The organism is Microcoleus sp. D3_18a_C4 (assembly GCF_036702415.1).
In the GTDB taxonomy this organism is placed as follows: Bacteria; Cyanobacteriota; Cyanobacteriia; order Cyanobacteriales; family Microcoleaceae; genus Microcoleus.
In genome coordinates this window covers 2,626-24,167 of record NZ_JAUBTI010000098.1, presented here as the reverse complement: position 1 = coordinate 24,167, position 21,542 = coordinate 2,626, and the positions used below count along the sequence as shown (strand labels likewise).

General features: G+C 45.3%; 16 protein-coding genes. 8 read left to right on the top strand and 8 right to left on the bottom strand.

Translation table 11 applies throughout. The features are described 5' to 3' along the window. Positions 1-60: 60 nt before the first annotated feature. A complete protein-coding gene (locus QUB16_RS27295) occupies positions 61-963 on the bottom strand; it encodes a CNNM domain-containing protein (protein WP_333321020.1) in 903 nt (300 codons plus the stop codon). 268 nt (positions 964-1,231) lie between these two features. Between QUB16_RS27295 and QUB16_RS27290 the strand changes: the two genes are divergently transcribed. Beyond that, entirely contained in the window at positions 1,232-1,423 is a 192-nt protein-coding gene (locus QUB16_RS27290; RefSeq protein ID WP_333321018.1) for a hypothetical protein, read from the top strand. Between the two features lie 38 nt (positions 1,424-1,461). On the opposite strand, the gene QUB16_RS27285 is transcribed toward QUB16_RS27290, so the two are convergent. Next, complete coding sequence (locus QUB16_RS27285) at positions 1,462-2,547, bottom strand: hypothetical protein (protein WP_333321016.1); 1,086 nt, start codon at positions 2,545-2,547, stop codon at positions 1,462-1,464. 114 nt (positions 2,548-2,661) lie between these two features. Here QUB16_RS27285 and QUB16_RS27280 point away from each other — a divergent pair, with 114 nt between their 5' ends. From QUB16_RS27280 to QUB16_RS27270, 3 genes are all read left to right on the top strand, one after another. Then, the gene (locus tag QUB16_RS27280; RefSeq protein WP_333102621.1) at positions 2,662-3,570 is read left to right on the top strand and encodes a YihY/virulence factor BrkB family protein; all 909 of its coding nucleotides are present in this window, start codon (positions 2,662-2,664) and stop codon (positions 3,568-3,570) included. Positions 3,571-3,799: 229 nt separating this feature from the next. Next, complete coding sequence (locus QUB16_RS27275; protein WP_333102622.1) at positions 3,800-4,015, top strand: hypothetical protein; 216 nt, start codon at positions 3,800-3,802, stop codon at positions 4,013-4,015. Continuing rightward, a complete protein-coding gene (locus tag QUB16_RS27270) occupies positions 3,975-4,991 on the top strand; it encodes a glycoside hydrolase family 104 protein (RefSeq protein ID WP_333321014.1) in 1,017 nt (338 codons plus the stop codon). Before QUB16_RS27275 ends, QUB16_RS27270 begins: the two co-directional genes overlap by 41 nt. A gap of 222 nt (positions 4,992-5,213) precedes the next feature. On the opposite strand, the gene QUB16_RS27265 is transcribed toward QUB16_RS27270, so the two are convergent. The 3 genes from QUB16_RS27265 to QUB16_RS27255 all read right to left on the bottom strand — a co-directional run bounded on the left by QUB16_RS27265 (position 5,214) and on the right by QUB16_RS27255 (position 9,079). Beyond that, positions 5,214-5,930, bottom strand: a complete 717-nt coding sequence (locus QUB16_RS27265) for a DevA family ABC transporter ATP-binding protein (protein ID WP_333321012.1) — start codon at positions 5,928-5,930, stop codon at positions 5,214-5,216. A gap of 387 nt (positions 5,931-6,317) precedes the next feature. Further along, entirely contained in the window at positions 6,318-7,502 is a 1,185-nt protein-coding gene (devC, locus tag QUB16_RS27260; protein ID WP_333321010.1) for an ABC transporter permease DevC, read from the bottom strand. A 149-nt stretch (positions 7,503-7,651) separates the two neighbouring features. After that, a complete protein-coding gene (locus QUB16_RS27255; protein ID WP_333201505.1) occupies positions 7,652-9,079 on the bottom strand; it encodes an HlyD family efflux transporter periplasmic adaptor subunit in 1,428 nt (475 codons plus the stop codon). A gap of 115 nt (positions 9,080-9,194) precedes the next feature. Here QUB16_RS27255 and QUB16_RS27250 point away from each other — a divergent pair, with 115 nt between their 5' ends. Beyond that, positions 9,195-9,803, top strand: coding sequence for a TetR/AcrR family transcriptional regulator (locus tag QUB16_RS27250; protein WP_333201503.1), 609 nt, complete (start codon positions 9,195-9,197; stop codon positions 9,801-9,803). 89 nt (positions 9,804-9,892) lie between these two features. On the opposite strand, the gene QUB16_RS27245 is transcribed toward QUB16_RS27250, so the two are convergent. Together QUB16_RS27245 and QUB16_RS27240 are read right to left on the bottom strand one after the other, a co-directional pair. Next, a complete protein-coding gene (locus tag QUB16_RS27245; RefSeq protein ID WP_333321008.1) occupies positions 9,893-11,029 on the bottom strand; it encodes a flagellar assembly protein H in 1,137 nt (378 codons plus the stop codon). Between the two features lie 10 nt (positions 11,030-11,039). Further along, a complete protein-coding gene (locus QUB16_RS27240; protein WP_333321006.1) occupies positions 11,040-12,551 on the bottom strand; it encodes a mechanosensitive ion channel domain-containing protein in 1,512 nt (503 codons plus the stop codon). A 1,078-nt stretch (positions 12,552-13,629) separates the two neighbouring features. On the opposite strand from QUB16_RS27240, the gene QUB16_RS27235 reads away from it, so the two are divergent. Both QUB16_RS27235 and QUB16_RS27230 read left to right on the top strand, forming a co-directional pair. After that, complete coding sequence (locus QUB16_RS27235; RefSeq protein ID WP_333321004.1) at positions 13,630-18,861, top strand: PAS domain S-box protein; 5,232 nt, start codon at positions 13,630-13,632, stop codon at positions 18,859-18,861. Positions 18,862-18,866: 5 nt separating this feature from the next. After that, positions 18,867-20,195, top strand: a complete 1,329-nt coding sequence (locus tag QUB16_RS27230; protein ID WP_333321002.1) for a response regulator — start codon at positions 18,867-18,869, stop codon at positions 20,193-20,195. Positions 20,196-20,340: 145 nt separating this feature from the next. On the opposite strand, the gene hpsU is transcribed toward QUB16_RS27230, so the two are convergent. Next, complete coding sequence (gene hpsU / locus QUB16_RS27225) at positions 20,341-21,018, bottom strand: hormogonium polysaccharide biosynthesis acetyltransferase HpsU (protein ID WP_333321000.1); 678 nt, start codon at positions 21,016-21,018, stop codon at positions 20,341-20,343. A gap of 55 nt (positions 21,019-21,073) precedes the next feature. Between hpsU and QUB16_RS27220 the strand changes: the two genes are divergently transcribed. Then, a partial coding sequence (locus tag QUB16_RS27220) for a cation transporter (RefSeq protein WP_333320999.1) occupies positions 21,074-21,542 on the top strand: 469 nt, incomplete at its 3' end.

Genomic DNA, 21,542 nt, shown 5'->3' with positions numbered 1-21,542 from the left:
CCGTCCTTTTTGGACGGGCGGGACGCCCATCCCACAATAACAATTAAAATTGTAAGTTATTTAATTCGCGATCCTTAACACAAGTTCTGGCTGCTGAATCTCAAATAACGGGCGAGTTACCTGACGCAGCAGCACGGTTTCTAAACTGCCTTCTACTACATTTGCTGCTTCTATTTCCAACTCGCCCCACAATAGCCGATCGCCTTGATTGGGCATTTTACCTAAATTGTGGATCGCGAATCCGGCGATTGTTTGGTAAGCTTGGTCAGTCGGCAGGTTTAACCCGAGTTTTTCGTTAACTGCTGTCACTTCCCAATTGCCAGAAATTAGTGCTGAATGAGCATCTTTTGGAACGAAAGTTGCCTGGGAAGAGGACACCAGCGGTTGAGACTCTTTACTGGTAATCCAACCAGTCAGCAGCCGCACGGTACCGTTGAGAATTGCTAGCAGCGGCCACAGTAATTTTGAGCAGAGTTCGAGGGCCGGCATCAACAGCAAAGCGGTGCGTTCTGGGGCGTGGGTTGCTAATACTTTGGGGATTAGTTCTCCTAAGACTATTTCTACGTAAGTTACTAAGATAAAAGCTGCGGGAACTGCGATCGAATGAGCAGTCAGCACGGCCGAGAAATGACCGATCGGCAATTTGTCGATCCACGGTTCGATCCAGTGTACAGTCGCTCCCTCACCCAACCAACCCAACAGCAAACTCCCTGCTGTTGTGCCAGTTTGGGTCACAGACAGGTAATGCGGTATGTTGTTTTGAGCTTGGTGGACGAGTTCGGCGGTTTTAGCGGTTGGGCGATCGTCCGAGTGAGCAAGTTGGCGGATTTGATGGCGATCGGCTGATACTAATGCTAGTTCTGACGCCACAAAAAAGGCGATTAAAAGTGTTAAGCCCAGCAACATTGCTAATCTCAGCATTGTTTGGGCTACTTGTATTTCCAGGCAAGTAAGGTTGTTCAAGATAGATATCTAATATGATAGATGTTTTAAGTTAATTATTTTATTTTAGCTGGGGATTGAGATAGATCGATCGCCCGACATTGTGGATATCCGCACTACCCGTATTCGTAGGTGCGCCCAGCGCACCTTACCCGTAGAGATTGTGAACTCTTTCTCTTCTCTTCCTTCGCGCCGCTTCGCTTACGCGCCGCTTCGCTAACGCGTCTTCGCGGTTCGTTTTAACCGAGATATTGCACCATTCTCAATTACTTTTTTAGGAACAGGCATCTTGCCTGTTCCACAACCAAATTCATCTCTTGTGGAACAGGCATCTTGCCTGTTCTTGACAATGGTACAAGATGATTGTACCATTCTCAATTACTTGTTTAGGAACAGGCAAGATGCCTGTTCCACAACCAAATTCATCTCTTGTGGAACAGGCATCTTGCCTGTTCTTGAAAATGGTGCAAGATGTGAGTAAAAAAAATCTAATTCACCAAACCGGAACTCATTGCTGTATCAACTCTCCCTTACTCCCCGGAGCGAGTTAATTTCCGTAAAAGTCTGCACCGGATCGGACTTCAACCCGCCTTGAATGTAATTCAACTTCACTTCTTCTAACAAATCCGACAGCAGCGACTGCAATTCCCCAAGAGTTTTCTCATCTTGCAATTCCCGCCGCAAACTTTGATTAAATTCTTGGCTGAAATTATCTAGAATTTTTCTACCTTTATCGTCTTCATAAGTAGTAGATACCACATCCACAGCAGTTTGAGCCAAATAATTCGCTAGCTGTTCCGTCATCTCCGTCGGCAAAATGTTAATCGGAGAGAAATTTTGCAGGATTTGATAAAAATCCGACTGTTTGATTGTTGTTTCCAAATTGTGGTGCAGCAATTCTTCCAAATCCGGTTGCACCTGCGGCAAAACTTTGTAAATTGTCAGATCCAAAATCCGCTTGGTAATTTGTTCGATCGTATTTTCCTGATTGACGTGAAGGTACGGCTGCTGCGCCAGCAACATCTGCGCCGCGTCGCCCTGTTTGATCGAATTTTTAGCTTGATTGATAAACCGCACCATCATGTATTCCGAGATCGTATTGGCTAAATAAGCCACCGGTTCGTAGGTAACTTGAGCAACTGCGCGATCGAGATTCACCAAACCCGACTTGTGAAGCCGCACCAATACTGGCAGAATCCGCCATCCCTGCCAAATCGGGATCACCAGAAACACCTCGTACCAGCGCCTGAGCACAAAATCCAACCAAGTTACCCCCGGTTTACGGCGGGTGTGGAACAGACTTTTAATCAAAAATTCCGCCCCAAAAAAACCGATAAAAAACGTATCAATTCGCCAAAACTGGTCAGCGCTTTTCAAATATTCGGGATTTGCTAAACTCGAATCAATGCCTTTAATCGGGTCATAAATTTTAACTAAACCCGGAAAAAAGCTCTGATAAACAGGGCGCAACTGAAGGTAACTGAAATGGAAAAGCACCAGCAAGAAATTGACCACCGCTACTAATGCGCTTAATTTAGCCCAAGAAATTGCTTTTTTAGACAATTTTACATCGGTGCTGTTAACAGTTGTGTGGGAATCTGACATAAAAGTAATTTTCCGAATTTGCTAATCGATAAATCTATCTTGTGGCCGACGCTAAAAAACTCCTAACCTCTTAAAATCCCTGGGTGAACGCTAAGTATAAGGAAACCAAAGACCGTGAACTTAAAAACAGTCATATCGCTGCTCAAACAAACTTTTACTGAATGGCAAGAAGATAAAGCGCCAACCCTAGCCGCCGCCCTAGCCTATTACACAGTCTTCTCCCTCGCCCCGCTGCTAATTATCGTAATTGCGATCGCCGGTTTAGTCTTTGGTGCAGACGCAGCCCAAGGTCAAATCGTCACCCAACTCCAAAGTTTAATCGGCAAAGAAGGCGCCGAAACCGTCCAAGAACTCATCCTCAAAGCCTCCGAACCAAAGTCGGGAATGATTGCGACTTTAGTAGGTATCGCTACACTTTTGTGGGGGGCTTCCAACGTATTTACTAATCTCAAAGAAGCCCTCAATACTATTTGGAATGTTTCACCGCCCCCCGGAAGAGGAATCTGGGGATTTCTGCAAGACCGCGTATTGTCTTTTGCCATGATTTTAGGCATAGGCTTTCTACTGCTAGTATCTTTAGTAATTAGTGCCATTTTAGCCGCCGTCAGCTATTGGTTGAACGGCTTGCTGCAATTACCAGTCGGCATTTGGCAGATTGTGGACTTTGCTCTCTCCTTTGGCGTAGTTACGCTGCTTTTTGCCTTAATTTACAAACTTTTGCCCGATGTCCATCTTGCCTGGAATGATGTTTGGATCGGCGCCGCCATCACCTCCGTGCTGTTTACGATCGGCAAATCCATAATTGGAGTTTACCTCGGAGGTAGCGGTATTGCCTCTACCTACGGTGCTGCGGGATCGTTCGTGATTATCTTACTTTGGATCAATTATTCAGCTCAGATTCTCTTCTTAGGTGCTGAGTTTACTCAAGTTTGGGCTAACCGCTACGGTTCCCTGATGCTGGCAAAACGCAAAAATTTGATCGGCATTCAAGCTGAGGAATCCTCCGGGCCCAAACACCGGTAGAATTCTTAATATTAGATACAAAAAAATGCGATCGCTCACTTTTGAGTCAGCCGGATGCCAGCACCTTGAAACCTATGTCAGTTGGGACGGCGAGGTCTGTGGAATCACTAAATTTTAGACTCAACCCATCGCCAAATCTGCCCGTGAACTTGACCGGGCGAACACTTAGTAGTATCACTGGATATGGTTGAAACCAGTTTATCTTGATCCCTGTCGCTGCCCTTCGGTGATGACCGAAAAATTTGAAGTTTGCGATCGCCCCGAAAAAGATTTGTTTCCTTGCCAGTCCCGAATTGCAACGGTGAAACCAATCTCAAGTCCACAAACTGGGATATTTCAACCTGAACTCATATCAGGAGGTACTTTTGTACGCATCAAAACATCTGGGAAGCCACCTGCTCCCTATGTCAGACATGGAGCTAATTCGCCTGTGGGTAAACGGTAAATCCCCCCGCAACCGGCGCTTTAGCTGGCAGGCGGCCAACCATTTTCGAGTGTTTGTCGCAAAACCACTGGCACAAGTTACTTTGACAGATGTGGAGACTTTCGCCGCAGCGATGAGAGCTCGGAAACTTCCACCGCGTTTCTACCAGCAAACCTTGGTAGCGCTGAAATCGCTGTTCGCCTTCGGCCAGCAAACGAAAATTTTGCCCGCAACACTCCCCCTTCACCGGTGGCCGGTTCGGGGCGGGAATCGCTCCAAACGCCTTCGTTTTCAACTCTCTTGGGGTTTCTTAATCTGTTTGTGCTTTTTCTTAGTAGGTAGAATGACGCCGAGACTGTGGGGGCAATCGGTCTCGGCAGAAAGCTCGCCCGCCCCGAAACGCCAGCAGGAAGTTGCGGCCCTCAATTCACCAGACAAAGGAGAAGATAACATCGATCGCGATCGATCGCCCGAAACTGCAACCCTGAATTCACCAGATCCGAGACAGGATAGCAGACTCGATAGCATCGCGCCCGAACTTCGAGTCAAAGCCTTTCTCGACACCATAGCAGCCGCCGAAGGAACCGCTAGCCCCGACGGCTACCGCATCCAGTACACCGGCACGAAATTTGTCAGCTTTCAAGATCATCCCAGAGAAATGAGGTGCGGCCACCGCTACGGCAAAAAACTCTGTTCCGACGCAGCGGGACGATATCAGTTTCTGAGTACAACTTGGGACAGATTTGCCAAAAAATTTGGCGTCCGCGATTTCAGCCCAGAAAATCAAGATTTGATGGCTATAGAGTTAATCCGAGAAAAAGGTGCATTAGAAGATATAGAAGCGGGTCGATTGGAGTCAGCAGTGAGAAAACTCGCTTACATCTGGCCTTCTTTTCGGCGTTATGGCGGTTCTGTAGAATCGTCGATGCCCAAACTCGAAGCAATGTACCTGCAAAATTTGGGGATTTACCGGCAAGGATTAGTTGTTAGCAATTAGTGAACAGTCCCAGGACAAGTTTAGATTGGGGTTGGGCAATTTTGGATTAAATTTTGACATCCAAAATTGAAAATGGGGTAGTTATGGGTGATGTCTATTCCGGTTGTATCGGAATGATTAAACCACAGAGGGCACAGAGGACACAGAGAAAGAGAAGAGAGAGATGCATAATTCCGATGTCAACGGATTAGATATGATGTCTATTCTTCGGAAATTTAAAAATTAGGCTAATTTTCCATCTTCCATGTGAACGATGCGATCGGCAATATCCAAAATTCGGTTATCGTGGGTTACTAACAGAATAGTACATCCCTGCTCTTTAGCCAGTTGCTGCATCAAATTCACCACTTCGCGACCGGATTTGCTGTCCAGGGCGGCTGTTGGTTCGTCAGCTAAAACAATTTGCGGTTGACTGACCAAAGCGCGGGCGATCGCAACTCTTTGTTTTTGTCCCCCCGACAAATCATCTGGATAATAGTTAATCCGCTGTTCCAGTCCTACTAACTCTAGCATTTTTGCAGAGCGATCGCGCATTTGGGAACGCGACAAATTCCCGTGAACTTCCAAACCCATCTGCACGTTTTGCAGCGCCGTCAAACTCCGGTGCAAGTTGTGCGCCTGAAAAATATAGCCAATTTTGCGCCGCGCCTTTACCAATTGGTCTGAACTCGCTTTGCACATCTCTTGACCGATAATTTTGAGACTTCCCGATTGACCGGATCTCAGCCCGCCAATCAAAGTTAAAAGCGTTGTTTTTCCCGAACCGGAAGGCCCCGTCATTAGCACAATTTCACCTGCATTAATGTCGAGATTAATGTCAAAAAGTACCTGTTTTCGCAGTTGACCTTGACCGAAGTAGTGGTCTAGTTGGTGCGCGGAAATTATAGGTGCAGGAATCTGTAAGGCGTTGGTTGTCGGGTCGAGAGTAGTAGAATTCATAACTTCTTGGTTTGAGGTTTGAGATTGAATGATTCATCGCTTACATCGCCTAAATAGCCGAGTAAAAAGAAGAAAATAAGTTGACAAAAAATATGTTGGTACTCAGGAATTTCTACCAAATTTAGCTTTAATACCCCTTTATTTTTTAGTCTGCGGAGGCGGACTTCATTTGTGTAGGAAAGGTTTCAATCACCGAGTATGATAAAGTGTTTTATAACCCGGATTTAGTGTCCTTCAGACTCACTTATATCATGTCCGGTCGAGCGACCTCGATTTTTGTAGGGGCGGGTTCACCAACAATACCGGCCAATAATTGACCATCTCAAAAACCCGCCCCGACCGGAATATTATGGTTAATCGTGAGGACATGATATTCTTCATTTTCCCTTAAAACATATCTGCTGGATCTGCTGATTGCAGCTTGCGAGTGGCAATTGCTCCCGAAATAGTACACATAATTACGTTCAAAAGTAATACTATAAATGCTCTAAGCAGCGTCATATAAAGCGGTAAATTTGTAGCTTGGCGAGTTAAAGAGTAGAGTCCGAAAGAGACTCCTACTCCGGGCAAAAAACCAAGGAGGGAAAGAATTAGAGCTTCTTCAAAAACGATGCCGAGTAAATAAACATTGCGGTAGCCCATCGCTTTAAAAGTAGCGTATTCTCCCATGTGGTCGCTGACATCGGTTGAGAGAACTTGATAAACAATAATCACCCCAACTACAAAACCCATCGCGACGCCTAAATTAAACACAAAGCCGATCGCAGTATTCTTAGCCCAATAGTTTTTCTCAAAATCGATAAATTCTTGTTTGGTTAATACCTTGACATCCGGCGGTAAGTATGCTTTCAAAACTTGTTGAACTTCCACGGGGTCAGCACCCGGTTGCAGTTGAATTAATCCGGCATTAACACTCGCGGCGTTTTGTCTCGCAAACAGGCGCAGGTAATTTTGATCGCTAGTCATCAAAATACCGTCGGCGGCAAAAGATGCTCCAACTGTGAATAAACCGCTGACGTTAATCCTGCGTCGCTCTACCTCAGCTTTAACGACTTTGCCTTCAGCGATTTGCGCGATCGTCCCTTGGTAATCTCCCCTAGAAGCTCGATCGAACAACACAGTATCCGGCAATTTAATCGCGCTCAAATTTTGGTTAACTTCTGGAAGCGCAAACGCAGGGCGATTCGGATTGAAACCCACCACCATCAGCGACGTTTCGCGCCGAGTTTCGGGATTTTTCCAGTTAGCAATTTTCACGTAAAGCGGCTCGGCTGATTTCACGCCCGGTACGTTCATTGCTTGATACAATCTGCGCCGGGGGAAGGAAGACAAATTAATCAGATTTCGCGCTTGGGGGTGAATCAAAACTAAGTCTGTTTCCAAGCTTTGATGCAGCCGGGTATTGCTGGTGTAAAGCGCATTTTGAAAGCCTAACTGCATGAACATCAAAACGTCAGCAAAGGCAATTCCGGCTACTGCAACCAGCATTCGCCCTTTGTCGTGACTCAGTTGCAGCCATCCGAGGGAAGTTCTGCGTCTTAATTGTTGTAAGGGTTGGATGAGTCCAAGCATATGATTTTAGATTTTAGATTTCGGATTTTGGATTAAAGACAGCAACCTGATGTTGGAACAATTCTTAATCTTTAATAATTAAGTCAGAATGATTCATCTCTCTATTCTCTTCCTCTGTGTCCTCAGCGCTCTCTGTGGTTAAAAAATTCTTAATCCTTAATTTCCCCGATCGCCACTTTGACTTGCAAATTGGTGAATCCCGCTACTTTCTGGCTGGAAGCTTCATCTAAGCGCACTTTTACTTCCACAATTCGACCATCAATATTCGCCGAAGGATCGGTGTTAACAATGTTTTGCCGCTGCACTTGCAAACCAATATGTTCGACAGTTCCCCGCAATTCGCCTGTCAAAGCATCGCTAGTAATTTTGGCGGTTTGTCCGAGGCGTACTTTGTCCACATCGCTTTCGTAGATTTCCGCAACAGCCAGCATCTCGCGAGTTTGTCCGAGTTCGACAATGCCGTCGTTTCCCACTTTTTCCCCCGGATGCGTATGAATTTTCAGGACTTGGGCGTCTCTGGGAGCACGGATGTAAGCTAGATCCAGATTGGCTTTGGCTTGTTTGGCGGCTGAAGCGGCGGAACTGACTTCGGCGGCGGCTGCTGCTATGTCAACGGGACGCACTTCGGCGATGCGATCGAGATTTGCTTTGGCTTCGTCGATTTGCTGTTGTCGAGATTGCTCAACTTGGCTGAGTTTGGCTTGGGCTTCGTTAATTTGTTGTTGGCGAGATTGTTGAATTTGATTTAGTTTGGCTTGGGCTTCGTTAATTTGTTGTTGGCGGGATTGGCGAATTTGATTCAGTTTTGCCTTTCCTTCGTTGATTTGCTGTTGGGCTGTTTCGGCGGCGAGGCTTTTGCTGTCGCTAGTTGAGGCGGAAATTGCTCCCTGTTCATACAGTTGGGAGTAGCGCTGATCCTCGCTTCTGGCGTTGCGGAGTTCGGCTTGTAGACGGGCAATTGTGGCTTGTTGGGTTTGAATTTCTCCTTGTTGTTCGGCCCTCAACCGCGCAATTGTGGCTTGTTGCGCTGCTATTTCGGTGCTGCGATCGATTTCTAGACGCGCCACGATCGCCTGTTGCGCTGTGATTTCGTTGCTGCGATCGGCTCTTATGCGGGCAATGGTTGCTTTCTGGGCTTGAATTTCGCCGTTTTTGGCTCCAGCTTTCACTTTTGCTAGGTTTGCCTCGGCGACGCGCACTTGTTCTTGAGCTTGGTCGAGGGCAGCTTGCTGGCGATCGCGGCTGTCCAAAATTGCGATCACCTGACCTGTTTTCACCCTGTCTCCTTCTTTGACTAAGAGTCGATCGATCCGGTTTCCTTCGGCTGCACCGGAGGCGGAGACTTTAATTACTTCTCCTCTGGGTTCGAGTCGCCCCAAGGCTGTAACTGTTTTTAATTGGGATGCTGTGACGGCTGCTGCTGCGGCTACGGCGTTGGGATCGGGTATGCGCGATCGCCAAATCGTGTAGCCTGTTGTTCCCGCTGCCCCCAGGGTTGCTACTGCTGCCACAACTAGGAGTTTTTTAACTAGGGATGGATTTGAGGATAAGCCGTCTGCTGTTGGTTGGTGTACCATGACATACCTCTTTGTGAGAAAATAAAACTAAACGGTTTAGTTACGATATGTTTTAATACTAAACCGTTCAGCATAATAATGTCAAGCTCCCAAATAAAAATTACAGAAGCAAGGTATGGCAAGGACAAAACCGATCGAAGCAGACGCAGCAGGAGGTGACAAGAGCGAGCAAATCCTGCAAGGTGCGATGCAAGAATTTTTAGCCCACGGCTACGCGGGCACGAGTATGGACAAGGTAGCGAAGACGGGGGGAGTTTCCAAAGCCACGGTTTACAGCTATTTTGCAGATAAAGAAGGATTATTCGCGGCTTTGGTACAGCGGCTGGCGCGAGAAAAAGTCCATTTTACAGTTCTGGATGAAGAACCGGCCGTAGCGCTGCGATTCGCAGCCACAACTATATTGGATCAGGCGACCCATGAACCAGAATATCTCAATTTTGTGAGGTTAGTGATTGCGGAATCAGGGCGTTTTCCCCAGCTAGCGCAGACTTTTGTGAAAAACTTAGCTAAACCGGGTATCGAGCGGCTAGCGGATTATTTGGCATCGCATTCAGAGTTACAATTGCCCGATCCCGAGGCAACTGCGCGGATTTTTATCGGAGCTTTGGTATATTTTCAGTTAATGCAGCATATGATGCACGGTAAAGAGATTATCCCAATGGAGCGCGATCGACTGATCGATGGTCTGCTGCATTTGATTTTAGGCCCGCAGTCCAATTCCTAAAGTGCGATCGACAAAATCTAGGAATTTTATTGGATAATTATTTAAATGCCATAAAGAGCGAGCTCCCTTTATGGCTGCGATCGCAGGTTTTAGTCAGGTGTTTTTCCTAACCTGTCCCTCAATTCATCCGCCGATAACTGTGGCAGTTGTTCTACAAACAATGTCAATTCTGCCACAGGCAAGGCCAATAAATTAGTAACGGCTGTAGGCAGAATAGCGCCCAATTCAGGCGATCGCATTTGCAACGCACTTTCAGCCAACAATTTAACCGCTGCTTCCCGCCCAGATTCATCGACTGTCAGCATCGATATTGCCAGCAACAGCACTGTAAATTCCGCCGCCGCCAACTTGGATATTGGAGAGAGAAAAACAGTCATTTTCGGGCTTAATTCTCCAAATCGAACTCGCAGAAAGTTTTCTAAGATTAAGCGCTGTTGTTCTTGTCTGCCTCGTTCGAGTCCTTGTTCTAGTCCTTCTTCTAGTCCCTGTTCTAGTCCTTCTTCTCTAGCTTGTTGCTGTGCTGCTTGTATTTGTTGTTGAAAAAGTGGTGCAATGGCCATAATTAACTCCCGCTCTTCTGGCTGTAATTCTTGTGGCGCATCGGTTACCAAATTTGACTGTAACCGATACAGCAATTCTAGCGCGATAATCCGCAACGGATCGTCTGTAGCTAAAGCGCTTAATTGGGAAATAGCCCTTTGCTGCACTCCCCCTTTGCCCAAAATCCTCAACCACAGAGTTTCTGGAGTTTCTGGCAACTGGTGAATCGCCACAATTGCAGTCCGCAAAGATTCCCCCAAAAAATAAATTCCCTGCATCCAATTCTCTGTGTCTGGTATCGCATTAAAGCTATCTACCAATGCTTTCGATGCTGTGGGCATCAAAATCCACAGTTTTGGTAACTGAGCGTCATCATAGCGAGTATTTTCTCTCCTAAATTTTCGCTCCAGTTCACCTCGCACGTCCAATAACTTGCCCAGACAGCTACAAATTTCGCTGACGTTTGCCGGATTGCGAAACGGTTCAAAAATTGCAGTTGTCTTTGCCATTTTTCCCAACAATCCCAACGTTTCTGAGTATTCGGGAATTGCGGTGCTGGGAGTGAAGTAAACATCGATTTCTCGAACTTCGGAACTCACATCGCGGCCGATATTAACCGTTCCGAGCGGCGAAAGCAATTCCTCCAAGTATTCTTTGGCAAAGAGGTCATGAATAAATCGCGTCATAGAAATTATTTCAAAGACTAAATAGATTTTTTACCCGTTTTCTCACCCATTCTACAGGATTTTCCTCCTCTTCTGCTGCATCTACCAATTCCAGTTGTCGCAATAATTGCTGTCTCTCGCGGAGTTCTTCTTTGTGTTTGACTATTTCTTGAATAATCTGTTCAGATAAATCCGGTCGTTCAGTTAAAACTTTCTGGAAACCTTCTTTATTGATCGCAAACAAAATTGTTTCTTCCAAAGCTCTTACCGAAGCAGTTCGGGGGATTCCCAACATCAAAGAAAGTTCCCCTAAAAACTGACCAGAACCGAGGTTATTCAGATGTTTGTCAATAGCTTCTACAAAAACTTCTACGGAACCTGAAAGAATCATGTAAAAAGCATCTCCGGGGTCGTTTTCGTGAAACAAATATTCTTGCGATCGCAGCCGTTTGCGGTATCCAACTTCAATCAATTGCCGCAATTCCAGATCGGTCAGATTTTCAAAGTATTCCACCTCTCGCAGCAAACAGCTAAGCGACGATGGTTTTTTCAGTTTTTCGGCAAAAATTGGCTGTTTTTGCTCGTTTTCCGTGTAACTGTTCGGGAGGTCAATTGCAGTTTCTTTTTTGTTGAACATTGACAACAGAACTTCGGGGTTTTGCAAATAAATTTCTCTGTCATTGAACGGAAATTCGATTTTTTGCTGGCGGAAATTGTATTCAATTGCAAAATTCAAAGAACTTTTAATTACTTCTCTTTCAGTCGGCCTGTCCGTCCAAACTAAAAGTTCAAATTTAAAACTATCATCACCAAACTCGACAAACAATACTTTCGGGTTCGGTTCGTACAAAACTCCTGCTTCCGCGTAAGCAATATTTAACAGAGTTTCTGTCACTAACAGCGGGTTACTATTCTCGGCTACTTCTACGGGAACTCGCAGACAGAGTAGGGAGTTTTCGTAACTCCAGTTAACAATTTTGTTGCTAATCATGTTGCTGTTGGGAACTATGACACTGGAGTCGTCATTGGTTTGGATGATGGTCGAGCGAATCGAGATTTTTTTGACGATTCCCATTAATCCTTCTAATTCCACAAAGTCTCCGACTTTCACCGGTCTGTCTAAAAGCAGCGTTAAGCCACTGACAAAATTAGTTGTTAAATCCTGGATTCCGAAGCCAATTCCCACTCCCAATCCCCCCGCAACTACTGCAAAAGAAGCGAGGTTGAAGCCGATGCTTTGGATGGCGACTATTACCCCCAAAGCTACTATTAAATACCCAATAATTACTGCGATCGCTTCCCTGTTTCCCTCGTCAATTCCCAGTCTAACAAGCAAGCTTTCCTTAAGAAAGTTCGTAAAAGAGCGTGCTATGACAAGGATAGCCATAAACAATACAATTAGTTCCACCAGTGACTGCAGCGATACAGGATTATCACCTATTTTAAATAGGGTGGCTGTAAATATTTGGGAAATATGTGTCAATACTTCTTCTGGTATTGTATTAAATTCAAATTCCGGTTCTAATGTTTTTGGTGTTGTCATTTTTTAAGTTGGTAGTAGTAAACAATAAAGTCCTCAGTGTCCCATTTAAAAATAAAATACTGAAGTCTTTATCACAAATGTTAGCCTATTTTGGTAAAAAAACTGATTTTTTTACAGAGATATGGGGTTCCTCATACTACGCAGTTATCCCCCTTGCCAATTTTTCGGATACCTTGTCTTCCCAAACCTGCGGTTATTGTGCCACTTTTTCGCGAGACGATATGCAACTCATCTATTATTAAAGCGAACCCTCTATAGCAATCATCGCATCATTTGTGAATTTCTTACTCCCTCCCCGAACCCGCTCTGAGGGTTGGGGTGGGGGAAAAAATTTATGACTCCTGCAAGGATTGCTATACTAAATTTGTTCAACATTAACTCTATGCGATTTTATCATACTCTCCACTAAAGTTTTTTTAAAGTTCCGTTATCAATTTAAGCGGGAATTATTCAATGACTATTTAAGTGGACAAGTCAAATATCCAAGTAGTACAATGAGTTTAACTGGTGGGAGAGATATTGCTATTACTCGGCCAGTTGCGTCGGTCTTGTGTATTATCTAAGTGAAAATTTAACCGCTCTAGCTAAAATTGATAACGTTCCAAGAATACTTGGTATTCTACCGATATGGGGGAGACATTATAACTTAATTGCATTTGTCAATCCGTAAATTTACTGAAAATACTGCTTTGCTTATTTAGGAGTGGAAAATTGGCGATTGGGGGGTGGGTGGGCATAAATATGGCGATCGCCCTGATTCCTCGATCGCCCACCTCTAAGTTCTCCACGCAAAATATGAGTAATTTATCAGCATAATTGCTGATGGACAAATGCTTCCCTAGCTTAAGTTGTCACCAATGTTCTACCGATAGAATTGATGAGCAATAGAAATTCAGGGCGATACATCCGAATAATTAAGGGAAATAGTATCGCAAGGGATACATATATCGCAGATTGAAAGCCTAATAGTCGCGCTACTGAACGTTTTCTTCAGTACCCAAATAGGAAAAAAGGAAAACCTTGCGATCGCACAATTGGACAGAAGTTCTAGAATAAAAGCTGAAATGCACGAGCCAACATGAGCAAATTCCCACCAGAGAACACCCAACCGCCACAGCAAGAGAGCGCAACAGCACAGGCATTGCGGCAGGCTCACTTCGACGCTTTTTTTGCTGCCGCAGATGCCGGAATGCTGATTTTTGACCGCCAACTCCGGTATGTCCAAATTAACGAAGTTTTGGCCCAAATGAATGGCGTTTGTGTGGCAGACCATATTGGTAGGTCAGTGCGTGAAGTGCTGCCAGAATTGGCTCCCACTGTGGAACCGATGCTGCAAGGCATTCTGGATACAGGCAAGCCCATTCTGGACTATGAATTAGTGGGTGAAACGCCCAAAGAACCAGGAATCCTGCGCTACTGGCAAGGATCTTACTATCCTTTGCTGGATGAAAATGGCAAGGTTTTTGGTGTTGGTGCCCTTGTGATTGAAATTAGCGATCGCAAGCGGGCAGAACAAAAGCAGGCACGACTGACGGCAATTTTGGAAGCAACTTCCGACTTAGTAGGAGTTTGTGATGCGGCTGGGCATAGTGTCTATCTCAACAAAGCCGGACAGGAAATGCTGGGGATGTCATCAGAGGAAGCACGATCGCCATTTACTATAGATTCTATATTAGCTCCCTCGGCAAAAGCAAAGTTCCACAACGAAATAATTCCCACCGCCTTGCGAGAGGGTAGGTGGGCTGGTGAAATCCTATTTTTCTCACGCGATGGGGAAGAAATTCCAGTCTCCCAGGTTTTGATCGTTCACAAAACCGAAGCGGGTGAAGTCGAGTTTATTTCCACTATTGTGCGGGATATTCGCGATCGCAAAAAAGCAGAGGAAGAGCGGCAATTGCTTGTTACAACGATCGAGAATAGCCGTGACTTTATTGGCGTTGCCTCAATGGATGGTCGCCCTATACTCGTGAATCAGGCTGGTCTGGATTTGGTGGGACTCAGTAGTTTGGACGAAGCCAAAACCAAACACATTACCGACTTCTTTATGGCAGAAGATATTGACTTTTTACAGCAGTCTATTCTGCCTGCTGTAATCCAAGAGGGAAGTTGGCGGAGTGATTTCCGCTTCAGACATTTCCAGACAGGTCAACCCATTCTGGTAGACTACACCCTATTTTTGGTCAGACATCCAGAGACTAATGAACCGGTAGGGATTGCCACTATTACGCGGGATATTCGCGATCGCAAAAACGCAGAAGATGTCCTGAAACAAAGTGAAGAAAGATTTCGTTCTTTGATGGAAGCCAGCGCTCAAATTATTTGGAACTGCCATGCCGACGGGGAAATGGCGATCGAGCAACCTACTTGGAGTGCATTTACAGGACAGACATTTGATGATTACAAGGGAGGGGGTGGGATCAACGCTATCCATCCAGACGATCGCTCGTCTATGGTCACTGCCTGGTCAACTGCTGTTGCTAATCGCTCGTTTTATGAAGTTGAATTTCGTATGCGCCGCTATGACGGCGAATATCGCTACATGAGTTGTCGTGGTGTACCCATTCTGAACGCGGATGGTTCAATTCGGGAATGGGTTGGAGCTAATACAGATATTACCGATCGCAAACAAGCTGAAGAAGCTCTGCGCGAACAGCAAGCTGCGCTGCGCGATCGCAACGTCTTGCTGAGCTCTATTTTGGAAAGTACGCCAGACATAATAGTTGTTAAAGACCGGGAAGGCCGATATGTTGCCCTTAATTCCGAGGTGGCAAACTTTTTTTACGGTAGACCCATTGAGGAAATTATCGGTAAAGATGATTCGGAACTCCTTCCCCCGGAGGCCGCCGTTGCAATAATGGCAAAAGACCGCGAGATCATGAAAGCAGGCACTACTGAAACCTACGAAGAAGATGTTTCTAATGGTAAGGGCACCACTTCTTTTTTAACCACAAAAGCCCCTTGGCGGGACGCTCAGGGCAATATTATCGGCCTGATCGCCATAGCACGAAACATTAACGATCGCAAACAAATGGAAGCTGAGCTGCGCGATCGCAATGCACTGCTCAACTCAATTTTGGAAAGTACACCAGACTTCATTGTCGTTAAAGATCGGGAAGGGCGTTATGTTGCCGTTAACTCCAATGTGGCAAACTTCATGGGCAAGCCAATTGAGGAAATCATCGGCAAAGATGATTTGGAATTCCTACCGCAGGAGAGTGAGAGTGTCCGTACAATTATGGCAAAAGATCGCCAAGTGATGGCAACAGGAATCGCTGAGACTTACGAGGAAGAGGTCTCTCAGGGTGAGACCACCGCGACCTTTTTCACTACCAAGACTCCTTGGCGGGATGCTAATGGCAATATCCTCGGCATTATCGCCATATCACGAGATATTAGCGATCGCAAAAAAGTCGAGCAAAAACTCCGTCAAACCCTAGAAATACTGGACTTAGCCAGCGATGGTATCATTATTCGGGATATGGATGACCGCATCATATACTGGAACCAAGGTGCAGAAAAGCTCTATGGTTGGACAAAAGCCGAAGTAGCCGGGGAGTACATTCACACATTCTTGAAAACAGCCTTTCTTAAACCGTTAGAAATCGTAACGGCAGAGTTTTTTCAGCAGGGAACTTGGGAAGGAGAACTGCAGCACACCACCCGCGATGGTCGGGATATTATTGTGGCAAGTCGCTGGACATTACAGCGCGATGGGGAAGGAAAGCCTTGTGCCCAATTGGAAATTAATAATGACATTAGCGATCGCAAACAAGCGGAAGATGCTATCAAACAAAGCGAAGAACGCTATCGTTCGCTAATCGCTGCTACCTCCCAACTTGTCTGGACAGCGGATGCTGAAGGAAGATGCGTGGATCAACCGAGTTGGAGAGCTTACACCGGACAAACCGAAGCCCAGATGGCTGATGGTTTTGGGTGGTTAGATGCAATTCACCCGGACGATCGCGAACGAACGGCTCAGGTGTGGATGGAAGCAGTGCAAATGAAAACCCTGGTTGACATAGAATATCGAATCCGGGGAGCGGATGGAAACTATCGTTATTTTCAAGTTAGAGGGGTGCCAATTCTGAATGAAGATGGCAGCGTCCGGGAGTGGATTGGCACTTGCACCGATATCCACGATCGCAAACAAGCGGAAGATGCTCTAAAACAAAGCGAAGAACGCTATCGATCGCTAATCGCTGCCATGTCCCAAATTGTCTGGACAGCAGATGCTGAAGGAAGATGCCCGGATCTACCGAGTTGGAGAGCTTACACCGGACAAACCGAAGCTGAGATAATTGGTTTTGGCTGGTTAGATGCAATTCACCCGGACGATTGCGAACGAACGAATCAGGCCTGGATGGAAGCAGCGCAAACGAACAGCCTGTATGACATAGAATATCGACTCCGGGGAGCGGATGGAAACTATCGTTATTTTCAAGCCAGAGGGGTGCCAATTCTAAATGAAGATAACAGCGTCCGGGAGTGGGTTGGCACTTGCACCGATATCCACGATCGCAAACAAGCCGAAGATGCTATCAAACAAAGCGAAGAACGCTATCGATCGCTAACCCTTGCCATCTCCCAAATTGTCTGGACAACCGATCCTGAAGGAAGATGCCAGGATTCACCGAGTATGAGAGCTTACAACGGACAAACGGAAGCTGAGGTGGTTGGTTTTGGCTGGTTAGATACAATCCACCCGGACGATCGCGAACTAACAGTTCAGGTGTGGATGGAAGCAGTGCAAACGAGAAGCCTGTTTGACATACAGTATCGAATGTGCGGAGCCGATGGAAACTATCGTTATTTCCAAGCTAGAGGGGTGCCACTTCTGAATGAAGATGGCAGCATCCGGGAGTGGGTTGGCACTTGCATCGATATCCAGGATCGCAAACAAACAGAAATCGTACAGGCAAAAGCCAGGGAAGCCGCAGAAGCAGCTAGTCGGGCAAAAAGTGAATTCCTTGCCAACATGAGCCACGAATTGCGGACTCCCCTTAATGGCATCATGGGATACGCGCAGATTCTTCAGCGTTCCAAAGTCTTGAATGAAGAAGAGCGATCGCGCATTGATGTCATTTATCAGTGCGGTTCGCATTTACTGACGTTAATCAATGATATTCTCGATTTGTCGAAGATTGAAGCACAGAAAGTGGAACTAATGCCCACCGATTTTCATTTCCCGGCGTTCCTGCAAGGTGTAGCAGAGATGTGTCGCATCCGAGCTGAACTTAAAGGAATTCACTTTCATTTTCCCTCAAGCCCCGAACTCCCGATCGGTATTCATGCGGATGAAAAACGCTTGCGGCAAGTGTTAATAAATCTTTTAAGCAACGCTATTAAATTTACGGATGAGGGCAGTGTCACTTTTATAGTCAGTTTTGCCACAGAAGGAAAAATTCGCTTTGAAATACGCGATACAGGTACCGGCATTGCACAGGAGCAACTCCAAGCTATCTTTCAGCCATTCGAGCAGGTAGGCGATCGCAGACGGCAGACGGAGGGTACCGGATTGGGACTGGCAATTAGCCAAAGGATTGTAGAACTAATGGGCAGTACCATTCAGGTTCAAAGTGAGATGAATGTTGGCAGTATTTTCTGGTTTGATGTTAGTCTGCCTCAAGCCGATGAATGGGTAAAAACATCTCAAATCGACCATCACGGGCAGATTATCGGCATCAAAGACCGCCAACCTAAGATTGTAGTTATTGATGACAAATGGGCTAACCGTTCGGTAATTAACAATTTGCTCAGTCCGATCGGCTTTGAAGTGTTTGAAGCCAACGATGGGCTTGAAGGCTGGGAAAAAATTCTAGAGGTGCAGCCAGATTTAATTGTTACCGACCTATTAATGCCCGAACTAGATGGCTTCGAGGTGATTAAGCGGGTTCGAGAATCGGAAAATTTCAAAGACACCGTTATTATTGTCTCTTCGGCCAGCGTATTTGAAACCGATCAATACAGAAGTTTAGAAGCCGGAGGCAACGCCTTTATTCCCAAACCTATTCAAGCAACTGAACTCCTACAAAAATTGCAACAGTATCTTGATTTGGAATGGGTTTATGAAGCTAATGAAGAGCCACTGGGGATATCCTCAGACACCGATGAGCTAATTGCCCCGCCAGCTAAAGAAATGGAAATGCTATACGAGCTGGCTATGAAAGGAAATTTCCTAGAAATAGTTAAGCAGGCGGTATTACTTGAAGAAATAGATCCCCAATACATTCCCTTTGCTAAAAGATTGCATCAAATGGCAAAGGACTTTCAAGATGAAGAGATTTTAACGTTTATTGAGTCCTACAAGTAAGGTTTATGAATTCAGAAATTCAAGCAAATGGTACGATTCTTATAGTTGATGACAATTCAGCTAACTTGGGTGTCTTATCTGATGCCTTAAGCCAAGAAGGATTTGAAGTTCGGGTTGCGAAATCTGGCAAGATGGCACTAGAGCGAGTCAAATATGCTCTACCGGATCTAATCTTGTTAGATGTCATGATGCCAGAGATTGATGGATTTGAAACCTGTCGTCGATTACAGGCTAATCCAGAAACTAAACAGATTCCCATTATATTTATGACTGCGCTCTCGGATACGGCTAATAAAGTTGAAGGGTTTAAGCTTGGGGCTGTAGATTATATTACCAAACCCTTCCAACAGGAGGAAGTATTAGCTCGCGTCAAGCTGCATTTAAAGCTTCATGTTCTAGCTGACAAATTAGAAGAAAAAAATACCTTATTGGAGCAAAAAGTTTTAGAAGTTAGCCAAGCCTATGAAGATTTACAACAAATGCAACTTAAGTTAATCCACAGCGAAAAAATGTCCGGCTTAGGGCAAATGGCGGCTGGGATTGCTCATGAAATAAACAACCCTATAAATTTTATCTCTGGCAATCTGGGTTATGCCCAAGAGTACGCTCATAATTTACTAAAAATCATACATCTGTATCAAGAAGATTATGTAAATCCCACCCCTCGGATTCAAGCTGTAATGGATGAAATAGAACTGGAATTTGTGGAGGAAGATTTTATCAAAGTTCTTAACTCGATCAACTTAGGAACGCAGCGCATCCAGGAGATTGTCAAGTCTATGCGAATCTTTTCTCGCCTAGATGAGGCAGAGGTGAAAGCTGTAAATATTCATGAAGGAATTGATAGTACACTCACCATCCTGCATCATCGTTTAAAAGCAAGACCAGAGCATCCTGAGATTGAACTAATAAAAAAGTACGCTCAGCTTCCACCAGTAGAATGCCATGCCGGACAATTAAATCAAGTGTTCATGAATATTATTTCCAATGCCATTGATGCTTTAGATGAATCGAATCAGCAGCGTTCCTTTGCAGAAATCCAACAACACCCGAACCGCATTCAAATTTCTACAAAAGTAATTGACGAGAATTGGGTTGCTATTTATATTAGTGACAACGGTCGGGGAGTGTGTGAAACTTTACAACCGAAACTATTTGACCCTTTTTTTACCACGAAACCTATCGGTAAAGGAACAGGATTGGGGTTATCTATCAGTTACCAAATTATCGTTGAAAAGCATGGGGGCAGATTATACTGCCAGCCTGGATTAGGAAAGGGAATAGAATTCGTCATTGAAATTCCTATTCGGCAGCAAGCTTGTAAAGCTGCTTAGGAATGAGAATTAAATAACTTACAATTTTAATTGTTATTGTGGGATGGGCGTCCCGCCCGCCCTTTCTGGACGGGCGGGACGCCCATCCCACAAACTTGTGTAAATTATTTAATTCGCGATCCTTAGTTTCCGGGTACAATGTGTCTTACGAACTTTGGTTAATTTCTCGCTGACAGCGGGGACGACAAGGTGTTCCTGTGCAAATAAAGCCTGCAGGCATATTTTTAAAGACGCTGCTGCGAGCTCCAATTAACGCATTTGCACCGATTTCTACACCAGGGCCAATGAAGCAGTCGGCGGCAATCCAAACGCCGTTATTAACGATAATAGATGCTGTGATTAAGCGAAAGGCTGGGTCTTGAGGGTCATGAGTGCCGGTGCAGAGGTAGCTTTTTTGAGAAATGACGCAGTGTTTGCCGATCGCAATTCGATCGAGACTGTACAATACAACATCATCTCCGATCCAACTGTAATCGCCGATTGCAATTTTCCAAGGATAGGTAAAACGAGCCGTGGGGCGAACGATCGCACCCCGACCTATTTTCGCTCCAAATAACCGCAGCAAGCCCCTTCTGATGCCGTTAAAAGGGTGTGGAGTGAGAGGAAATGCGATCGCCTGCACGAACCACCAAAGCAAAATTAGCCAACCAGGCTTTCCCCGATCGAACTTTGATTGATCGTAGCGGCGCAAATCAACTAAAGATTCGCCTGTCAAAGTATTTGCGTGATTGTCGCTAATTGGACGATCGTTTATTTGAGAATTTGGGGAATTTGCGATCGGATTTTCCGGATCTTGGTGCGGATTTGGTATATAATCGGTCATTGATAGTTAATTTAATGTTTAATTTAAAATCGAGTTTAACCTTAAGGACTGCTGCATGACATTTCTAGTTAGGGACAATTTTGACTCGGAAAACGCCAAGGATATCGCACAATGCGAGAATACAAATCCCAGAATTGGCAAAGTGCGACTTTTACAAACAGCATTGGTACTGCTTAGCAGCTTTTTTGTAGCAGAGTTAATCGCCGCACTTAATTCTCATAGTTTGTCCCTATTAGCAGATGCGGGTCACGTTTTTTCAGATGTAGCAGCTTTAGCAATAACTTTGACAGCGACTTGGTACTCCTCAGTCAAACGCAAAAGTAAATCCGTAGATTGTGCGATCGAATTGAGATCGGGCAGTATTCTCAAGAACAGGCAAGATGCCTGTTCCACAAACAGTGAATTTGATTGTGGGGTGGGCATCCTGCCCGCCCGTAAAAAGCTAGTATTGAGATCGGGCAGTATTCTCAAGAACAGGCAAGATGCCTGTTCCACAAACAGTGAATTTGATTGTGGGGTGGGCA

Coding starts and splice junctions, on each gene's coding strand:
- QUB16_RS27265 (WP_333321012.1), bottom strand. CDS start 5,930: ATGAATTCTACTACTCTCGACCCGACAACCAACGCCTTACAGATTCCT.
- QUB16_RS27285 (WP_333321016.1), bottom strand. CDS start 2,547: ATGTCAGATTCCCACACAACTGTTAACAGCACCGATGTAAAATTGTCT.
- QUB16_RS27275 (WP_333102622.1), top strand. CDS start 3,800: ATGACCGAAAAATTTGAAGTTTGCGATCGCCCCGAAAAAGATTTGTTT.
- devC (WP_333321010.1), bottom strand. CDS start 7,502: ATGCTTGGACTCATCCAACCCTTACAACAATTAAGACGCAGAACTTCC.
- hpsU (WP_333321000.1), bottom strand. CDS start 21,018: ATGACCGATTATATACCAAATCCGCACCAAGATCCGGAAAATCCGATC.
- QUB16_RS27270 (WP_333321014.1), top strand. CDS start 3,975: ATGTCAGACATGGAGCTAATTCGCCTGTGGGTAAACGGTAAATCCCCC.
- QUB16_RS27230 (WP_333321002.1), top strand. CDS start 18,867: ATGAATTCAGAAATTCAAGCAAATGGTACGATTCTTATAGTTGATGAC.
- QUB16_RS27255 (WP_333201505.1), bottom strand. CDS start 9,079: ATGGTACACCAACCAACAGCAGACGGCTTATCCTCAAATCCATCCCTA.
- QUB16_RS27245 (WP_333321008.1), bottom strand. CDS start 11,029: ATGACGCGATTTATTCATGACCTCTTTGCCAAAGAATACTTGGAGGAA.
- QUB16_RS27235 (WP_333321004.1), top strand. CDS start 13,630: ATGAGCAAATTCCCACCAGAGAACACCCAACCGCCACAGCAAGAGAGC.
- QUB16_RS27240 (WP_333321006.1), bottom strand. CDS start 12,551: ATGACAACACCAAAAACATTAGAACCGGAATTTGAATTTAATACAATA.
- QUB16_RS27250 (WP_333201503.1), top strand. CDS start 9,195: ATGGCAAGGACAAAACCGATCGAAGCAGACGCAGCAGGAGGTGACAAG.